The organism is Fannyhessea sp., from assembly GCF_986145555.1.
Window position 1 is genome coordinate 1 of the sequence record NZ_CFRCNA010000033.1, and the last position, 8,727, is coordinate 8,727.

The 8,727-nt window shown below is 42.3% G+C and carries 10 protein-coding genes and 1 pseudogene; 4 read left to right on the forward strand and 7 right to left on the reverse strand.

Annotated features, from left to right (window positions below):
• From proB to AC5GD6_RS05690, 5 genes are all read right to left on the reverse strand, one after another.
• The coding region (gene proB, locus AC5GD6_RS05670; RefSeq protein WP_491846430.1) for a glutamate 5-kinase at positions 1-647 on the reverse strand (647 nt) is incomplete at its 3' end.
• A gap of 53 nt (positions 648-700) precedes the next feature.
• Positions 701-2,170, reverse strand: a complete 1,470-nt coding sequence (gene obgE / locus AC5GD6_RS05675) for a GTPase ObgE (RefSeq protein ID WP_464359473.1) — start codon at positions 2,168-2,170, stop codon at positions 701-703.
• A gap of 28 nt (positions 2,171-2,198) precedes the next feature.
• Positions 2,199-2,954: an energy-coupling factor transporter transmembrane component T family protein gene (locus AC5GD6_RS05680; RefSeq protein ID WP_311430938.1), complete on the reverse strand. Its 756-nt coding sequence runs from the start codon at positions 2,952-2,954 to the stop codon at positions 2,199-2,201.
• 1 nt (position 2,955) lies between these two features.
• Entirely contained in the window at positions 2,956-4,917 is a 1,962-nt protein-coding gene (locus tag AC5GD6_RS05685; protein WP_311430939.1) for an ABC transporter ATP-binding protein, read from the reverse strand.
• A gap of 161 nt (positions 4,918-5,078) precedes the next feature.
• Positions 5,079-5,744 (reverse strand): tryptophan transporter, encoded by a 666-nt coding sequence (locus AC5GD6_RS05690; protein ID WP_491846431.1) that lies wholly within the window; start codon positions 5,742-5,744, stop codon positions 5,079-5,081.
• A gap of 619 nt (positions 5,745-6,363) precedes the next feature.
• Between AC5GD6_RS05690 and AC5GD6_RS05695 the strand changes: the two are divergent.
• Together AC5GD6_RS05695 and AC5GD6_RS05700 are read left to right on the forward strand one after the other, a co-directional pair.
• A pseudogene (locus AC5GD6_RS05695) lies at positions 6,364-6,545 on the forward strand (helix-turn-helix domain-containing protein).
• Positions 6,542-6,745, forward strand: coding sequence for a type I restriction-modification system subunit M N-terminal domain-containing protein (locus AC5GD6_RS05700; protein ID WP_311430941.1), 204 nt, complete (start codon positions 6,542-6,544; stop codon positions 6,743-6,745). The pseudogene AC5GD6_RS05695 and the gene AC5GD6_RS05700 overlap by 4 nt, the downstream one beginning before the upstream one ends.
• A gap of 29 nt (positions 6,746-6,774) precedes the next feature.
• Here the strand turns inward: AC5GD6_RS05700 and AC5GD6_RS05705 are convergent, their stop codons facing one another.
• Positions 6,775-7,821, reverse strand: a complete 1,047-nt coding sequence (locus AC5GD6_RS05705) for a virulence RhuM family protein (RefSeq protein WP_311430942.1) — start codon at positions 7,819-7,821, stop codon at positions 6,775-6,777.
• A gap of 31 nt (positions 7,822-7,852) precedes the next feature.
• Positions 7,853-8,146, reverse strand: coding sequence for a DUF5655 domain-containing protein (locus AC5GD6_RS05710; protein WP_491846432.1), 294 nt, complete (start codon positions 8,144-8,146; stop codon positions 7,853-7,855).
• Between the two features lie 9 nt (positions 8,147-8,155).
• Between AC5GD6_RS05710 and AC5GD6_RS05715 the strand changes: the two genes are divergently transcribed.
• Positions 8,156-8,416, forward strand: coding sequence for a hypothetical protein (locus AC5GD6_RS05715; RefSeq protein WP_491846433.1), 261 nt, complete (start codon positions 8,156-8,158; stop codon positions 8,414-8,416).
• 40 nt (positions 8,417-8,456) lie between these two features.
• The coding region (locus AC5GD6_RS05720; RefSeq protein ID WP_491846434.1) for a hypothetical protein at positions 8,457-8,727 on the forward strand (271 nt) is incomplete at its 3' end.

Sequence of the window (8,727 nt, forward strand, 5' to 3'; positions counted from 1 at the left end):
CCGGTACCAACGCCTGACACCGAACCTGTAGCGCAAGCAATAAGCTCGGGAGTGATCTTGTGAACCGTATCTATATGACGCGCTTTTGAATCGGTTGCAGGATTTGCGGTGTATAAGCCATCGACATCGGTATAAATAATATAGGCATCAGCATGAACCAACGTAGCAACAATTGCACCAAGCGTGTCATTATCTCCAAACGTAAATTCGGCAACCGAGACGGTGTCGTTTTCGTTTACCACAGGCACTGCACCTAAATGCAACAGCGTTCCTATGGTAGTCCGAGCGTTAAGATACGTTTCTCTACTACATACATCATGACGGGTAAGTAAAACTTGTCCAACACTTATGTCATGAGCACCAAGTGCTTGTGCATATGCCTCGGTTAAGAGTGCCTGACCAGCTGCTGCGCAAGCTTGAAGGGAAGGGATATCGCTTGGGCGCACCGACATATGCAAACGTTTCATACCTGCAGCAACAGCACCAGATGAAACCACAATTACATGATTACCTGCCGCCTTAAACGCTGCGATATCATCGGCAAGTTTTTGGATATATGCAGTATCCACCTCGCCTGTTGCATCGACCAAGGTAGATGAACCTATTTTTATGACATAAATATCTGAGACTTCAAAGATATCCTGCAAAATCAACGCTCCTTTATGAGATATCCTTATTCTTTACGCGCAACATTTTGGCATTATACAGAAGGTACATCTGGCGTGGAGAAAGATGTGTCAGCTGATGCTGAATCATCTTCTTCAACAACCAATGCGGTGTCGATAGACGTAGCATCACAAGGCATGTCATCTTCGTCATCTGTGAGTGTATCTGCTCCTTCAAAGGTAAATGAATACCCAAGGATACGTATTTCATCGCCAGGCTTTGCACCATGTTTCATCAGTCGTTCTTCAAGACCAATTCGATCAAAACGATGTTGTAGATACACAACTGCTTCATCATTTTCCCAATCAGTTTGAACAACCATACGCTCAACACGAGTTCCGCTCACACGCCAAATACCTGTTGATTCTTGCGTTATATGAACCATATTCTCACGTCGTGTAAGCTCGTAGCGAACCTTTTGAGTTTCAATTTGTGTGCGCTCGGCATCTTTTAATGTTTGAGCATGAAGCTCTTTTCGTAATTCATACACTTGCGAAGCACAAACATTTTTAAGTGTTTCGATACCTTTTCCTGTAAGAGCTGACACTTCGATAAAGCTGTGACCTGCGGCAAGAGCGAGACGTTTAAGCTCTTCAAGAGCTTGAGGATCATGGGGCATATCGCATTTATTTGCAAGCACAATTTGTGGACGCTGGCTTAGCTCGGGAGCATAGGCTTCTAGTTCGTGGTTAATGGTGTGATAATCCATAACGGGATCGCGACCCTCAAGACCACCAGTTATATCCACAACGTGCAAAATGAGCGCGCTGCGTTCTATATGACGTAAAAACTGATGACCAAGGCCTTTTCCTTCACTTGCGCCTTCGATTAAACCGGGAACATCGGCAACAACAAAAGAATAGCCTGAAGCGGCGCGAACCATTCCTAAATTTGGAACAAGCGTAGTAAACGGATAATCAGCAATTTTTGGACGAGCAGCGCTGATACGCGCAATGAGCGAACTTTTTCCAACCGAGGGCATACCAACCAGCGCAGCATCGGCCATAACTTTCATTTCGAGTTCAATCCAATGTTCCTGTGCAGGCTCGCCTTTCTCGGCAAAAGCAGGAGAACGTCGAACAGATGTCACAAAGTGAATATTACCGCGGCCGCCATGTCCTCCTTGTGCAACAACAACCTCTTGTCCATCAACAGTAAGATCTGCCAGCGTATAGAGTGGCTTCATAGTTTTTGAATCAAGCTCTCTTACCACGGTACCAACTGGCACATCTAAAATAAGAGACTCTCCATCTTTTCCATGTTTACGAGCACCTTGACCGTGTGTTCCACGCTCGGCTCTAAAATGATGTTTAAACCTAAAGGCAACTAAAGAAGAAACCGACGTCTTTGCACGAAGTATAATGCTTCCGCCTTCTCCTCCATCACCGCCATCGGGGCCACCTTTAGGGACGTATGCTTCTCTACGAAACGACATACAACCCGCACCGCCATCTCCACCTTTAACAAAGATGTGGCACAAATCGGTAAAAGTATTGGTTGCCATACGCCCTCCTTAAAAAGTAACATCCTTTTTATAGTAACGAAAAAGCGCAGGCAGCGGCAATTAACATAAAAGAAACGAGAAAAAGTACACCATCTTGAGGTAAGAACGGATATGTTTTATACGAACTCTGTGCTGTGCGAAGATAAAAACCCCTCTGTTCTGCCGCTAAAGCACACATATCGGCCTTACGAACCGATGAAACCAAAAGCGGAATAATAAGCGGCATCATAAGCTTGAGTTTCTTATACGGATTGGGCGTATCAAATTGAACGCCACGCGCCATTTGAGCTTCGCTAATTTGCGTCATTTCGTATGCAAAGATAGGAACAAAACGAATAGCTGTGGTAATAGTAAATGCATAGCAATAAGGAATATGCAGATAAGCAACACAGGCATTAGCAAGATCATTTAATTTGGTAACCGAAAGCATACTTACCAGCGGCAATGCAAAACAAAAGAGCCTAAGCGCCGCGCGCAATGCACTTATAAGGCCTGCATCTGTTATCCATAAAAACAGATGTGTCCCCCCTTGATTCAGCATGCTTTGAAGGCAAAACATCACACAGGATAAAATCAAAATAGCTTTGAGCAACGAGCGCAGTGCTGATAAAATATGCGCTGAATACATGGTAAGCACAATAAGAAGTGCAAGCACCACAAGTGCGCGACAATCTGAAGTAATAAACGCAGCTATAACTACACTCATTGCTAAAACAAGTTTTGAAAGTGGATTTGCACGATGAAGGAGCGTTTTACCTTCGTGATAAGAAAGAATCGTATTCATACTACACTCCTTGAGCGCGCGTGTGTTTGAGAGCACATGCTTCTAGCAGCAACTCTTGCGTATAACAGTTGGTGCAAACCGTCCATGACTTGTTTACTAAACCATGTGCCACGCTTGCCAGCTGAGAAGGAGAAATTGCAGCTTGGGCACAAAGAGATTTTTGTGAGAAAATACTTTGCATATCCCCTGTTGCAAGAAGCTTCCCCTTGCTTATAACCATAAGACGCGTAGCGTAATCGGCTACAACTTCCATGTCATGACATACCATAAGAACGGCACAGCCCGTTTGCTGCAAACGTATAACATGTTCCATTACACGCTGGCACTCAACAAAATCAAGACCACAAGTTGGTTCGTCCAAAAGCAATAATTGCGGACGGGTAACCATAGTTGCTGCAAGCGCCACCATCTGACGCTGACCGCGCGAAAGCATAAAAGGGCTGGCAGAAGGGTCAAGATTTAGCTCATCAATTACCTTATCGGCACGAGCGTAAGCTTTATCTTTATCGATTCCTACTAGCAAACAGCTAAACGCAACTTCTTCTCGAACACTGGGTTTTGAAAGCTGATAATCGGGGTTTTGAAAAAGCGTAGAAACAAAACGTGCACGCGTGCTCACGGGCATGTTTTGTGTGGAGGTACCGCACAAAGAAATTGTTCCAGCACGCGGACGCAAAAGACCATTTATGAGCTTGGTAATAGTTGTCTTACCTGCTCCATTTTGTCCCACAAGCGCAACAAGCTCTCCAGGATATAGTGAAAACGAGATATCACTTAACGTTTCTTGAGCGCCAGCGTACGAAAACGAAACATGTTCAAAAGCCAAAGTCTTTGCGCAATCTTGTTCCTGCTGCGATATACACGTGGATTGTGAAGAAGATGCATGTACACGCGCAATAACGCTATCCGAAAGCGGTTGGTGCATATCGTGCACAAATGATTGCAAAGGCACAGACGAAAGCATATCGTCCAGTACGTGCACGGTATCGGTAACGCTTACCGGCATTATTTGATGCGACGTGCTTGAATCATTCAAACCGTGCGCGCGAAGCGTTTGGATTAAGCGTGTAGTACGCGGATAATTAATTCCCACCGAATCCAAAAGCTCACGTTGCCTCAGCGCTTCATCAATAGGAGCATCTAAGCAGAGCTCACCTTGTGACAATACAAGCAAACGACGGCAATACTTGCACAAAAGTGCAACTTTTTGTTCAATGACCACTATGGTAATTCCGTATGTTGCATTTAAGTCACAAAGAATCGAAAAAATCATCTCGGAAGAGGCTGGATCAAGCGCACACGTTGGCTCATCTAAAATCATAACGCGGGGACGCAGAGCCAAAATTGCAGCAATAGCAACTTTTTGTTTTTGTCCGCCCGAAAGTGTGTCCATATCACGATATTTTAAGTCTAAAATACCTACCGCACGCAAAGCCTCATCCATACGTGAATAAATTTCATCGTGCGCAATACCAAAATTTTCGAGGCCAAACAAAAGCTCATCTTCAACATTGCCAGCAACCATTTGAGCATCAATATCTTGGATAACAGAGCCAATATATCGTGCAATTTGAGTAAGCGATAGCGTTCGAGATTCTTTTGCGTAAATCGTAACGCTACCGCTTAATGTTCCAGCAAAATGATGAGGTATAGCTCCTGTCATCAGCGAAGCCAATGTTGTTTTACCAGCTCCAGTAGAGCCAATAATTCCTACAAATTCACCTTCATAAATAGAAGTATTTATGTCTTTAAGCGCACAAACTTGGCTTTTGCGCGAGCGAGCTGCGGAAACGCTTCCATGTGATTTTGTATGAGCATCTGCTCGCGCAAAATCGACTTGAGGTTGCTGCTGCGTTGCATACGCAAAGCTTACATGCTTAAAAGAGATAAGTGGCATAAGCTGAGATGCATGAGGCACATCTTGCGTAACATCATCACATGGTATTGATTTATCTTCGCGCATATGCCCTTTCCCTTATAGTCAATAAAACGTTGAGGCAGTTTAACTTGTATTCCAAGCATACTTCACCGTAGGCGCTTGTGTTTGCTGCTATTTTGTCAGTATAGCAATTTTTACCAAGATACTCACGCATGATTGTTGCGCATAAGAACTTAGCTTGGACGTTATTTGTGCAAAACCAATTTAAGAGGCTGATACAGCAAGGCAACCACAAGTCCATTTGCAAAAGCAGTTCCCACCACAATAGGAGCCATTACCAAAGCGGCACCAAGTTCGAGGTGCAAGAATACAAGGGTTGCAACGGTTGCAAAAATACCGCCAGAAATAAGTGTGGTGACAAACGTTAAAATAAAGGGAAATGGATCGAGCTTTGAAGCACTAATATGGTTGAACATATGAGTATAGGCAAGCGTCATAAGCGTCATACAAGCAGCCGCAGGAATATCGCATGCATACTCAAGACCAGGAATTGACGTATTGAGCTGAATAAGCGTTGCGGCAAGTGCGCCAATAATAATGCCCTGAACTACATTAGGTTTAAGCAATAAAATACTTAAACAAAACGAAGCAATAACAAATTCGGGCTGAATTCCCGTAATTGCCAAAGACTTTGCTACCGTTAAATCCAAAATACAACCAGCAGCTAAAAGCACAGCGGTCAAAATAAGCGATGAAATTGAAAGCGCGTGATGAGGTGTTGCGTTTTGTGACACATCGCTCGTAATCTCATCAAAAGGATTGACCGTGTTTTGAGTGTTTTGAGTGTTTTGAGTGTTTTGAGTGTTTTGAGTGTTTTGGTCGTTTAATACATGAGCTTGTTCGTATGACATAATAAGTCCTTTCGTGGATATCAACATGTGCACAGCATAGATATATTTGATAAAAAACGTATACAGGGATGTAAATAAAAAAGACTTTCAGAATTACTCCGAAAGCCCTCTACAAAAATCAGCAATACTTCAGAGTAATTAACACTTAGCTAAAGATTGCCACCACCATGCCTGTACAGAAGAATTATTAGAAGCAGACGCAACACACGTAAGCGTAGTTTGAGCAAGCATGGCAACCCCCTTTAGGTTATAGTGCAGCACCAAGTTTTTAAGAACTTGTACTATCATACACATTTGCGAACATGTTACGCAATACCTTAAAAGGTATTGCGAAACGATTCGCCACAAATCCGAAAACACTAACACTTTGAAAACGCCCAACCCTGAAGGCGAAGGAATTCGAAATTTGTTATTAAAGTAATACCATGTATTTTTGTAAAGACGTACATAAACTATAATTAGTAACCTGTCAGAAACATAAATACCATGTATGAGCTTTATCACGCTTCTTATACACAAAAATAAGTGCCTTGGAATAAAACATGTCATCTGTTTCTGTACAGCGCTGACGCACAAAGGTGCCGCGGTGCGCACTGCAGGCATTCACAACTTACATCGCATGATTGAAGAAGATATGTCCAATCAGGACTTAATGAGAATGAGCAATATTTCCGCCAACATTATTACCAAACTACGGACGGGAAAATTATATCACTAGAGAAAGTGGAAGGCATTTGCACGGCCCCACACTGCACGCCTAACGATATTTTGGAATTTATAGCGGAGAAAAAATCAAAATGATTAATACAAGAAAACTTGAATCAGAATTATGGGAATCTACGGATTTATTACGTGCTGGTTCCAAGCTAACATCAAATCAATATTGTATGCCTGTACTTGGTCTGATTTTCTTACGCTATGCCTATAGCAGATACAAGATGGTTGAAGCAGAACTCTTAAAAGGTCGTCCAACTCGTGGCGGACGAGTGATGCCAACATAAAGGTTAGATTTGGCGAAGAACCGATCCTATTACTTCTTCGTATTCTCTTCCAATTCCAGCATGTATTTATCAAAGTCAGACATGAACAATCTATCCTGAATAACACGATACTTTTCAAATTCAGTCTCCGCTTTTGCCTTTGCAATCTCTGCTGTAATCTTACCTGTATCCTGAAGGACCTCTCTGTCATCTGCCATCAGGAATAAATCCAGACGTTTTGCCCAATCCTCCATTGTCATCGGAATATGGCGTTCCGCACGATCCTCTGCCAGATCCAGATACGCCGAAACAATACGCTCTAATGAACGTATTTCCTGCTCATTCAGATAATTCTTTGCAACGCTTACGTCACTTTTTACAATCTTTCCTTCCGGTGCCGCTGCCCATGTGGTTAGACCCATATGTGGCTTGTCTGCATCTGCGCGCTCATAAATCAACTCTGCTGCCGTATGACCGTGAACTGCATAATGCATCTTATTTTGAACCTTTGCAAAGAACTTCTTCGTTGTTTTCGCTGTGCGGTCATAATCAAGAGCTGTAGCATAAATGTCAGTTATCTTCTGATAGAATCTACGCTCAGACAAACGGATCTCACGAATCTGCTCAAGCAAACGGTCAAAGTACTCTGTTGTGAGCACAGATCCACCATTTTTCAGGCGTTCATCATCCATGACCCATCCTTTGATGGTGTAGTCCTTCACTATGCCATTGGCCCACTTACGAAACTGCACTGCTCGCTCATTGTTCACCTTAAATCCAACCGCAATAATCATTTGAAGATTATAATGCTTTGTATCACGAGTCACCTGACGTGAACCTTCGGTTTGAACTATCCGGAAATTCCGGATAGTTGAATCTTCCTCAAGCTCTGAGTCGGAATAAATCTTCTTAATATGCTCATTGATTGTACGAACATCCACATCATACAGCGTAGCTATCATCTTCTGCGTCAGCCATATATTCTCATCCTCATAACGCATTTCAATACTGTCTGGCTGTTCACCCACAGTGGTAACATAGGTCAGGTATTCCACTGCACTGGAACGGATGGTTATTTTGTCGTTTTTCTTTTTCAAATAGGAATTCTCCTTTAACGTTCCCAGACTATTATTCTGCCTGTGCATTATAGGATTGCTTCACAATTTCCATAATTTGATCTAATTCATCCTGATGCTCCATAAACAATTCTACATCACCATTTCCCCAACGACCTAAACCTGTAATATCCCTGCAGATACCGTTAGGATCATTAATCTCTGAAAACTTCATATTAATCGAAATACGCAATCTTTGTTTCTGGAAGACAATATCAACAAAATTAGTATCCAGCTTATAAGCAACATACAACTTTTTATATTCCTTCCTCACCGCTGGAGATAAGTTCATAATACGCTTATCCATCATCACCTTTTGACTAGTTTAGGAGAAGTTGTCAATAACGCTATGCAGCTCATTGGGGGTCAAAATGAGCAATTAGTCGGCGTGCTGCCTAAAAGCTATACTGATTTCTTTGATGAGATTTTATCAGAGCTTCTTCGTATATTTAATAACTCTGCACTTGATGAAGTCGGTGGAGATATTATCGGAAAAATCTATGAGTACTTCTTAAATAAATTTGCCAAGAACATCGCATCAGATGATGGCGTTTCTTTACACCTAAGTCACTTGTAAAGATGATAGTTTACATTATGAGCAGTTTGCCGACGGAACGGTGAAATGTATTGAGGATGAGATACCGTTTGAGCTGCGTGAGGGGTGGGCGTGGTGTAGATTAGAAACGATTACTTCAGTAATTACTGATTATGTAGCTAATGGTAGCTTTGCAAGCTTAAAGGAAAATGTTAGAACATATAAAGAAAAAAATTATGCTTTATTTGTTCGCACCGTAGATTTTGCTAATAACTTTCAAAAAGATTTATCGTACATAGATAAGGAGAGCTACGATTTTCTTGAAAAATCAAAATTATTTGGTGGAGAACTCA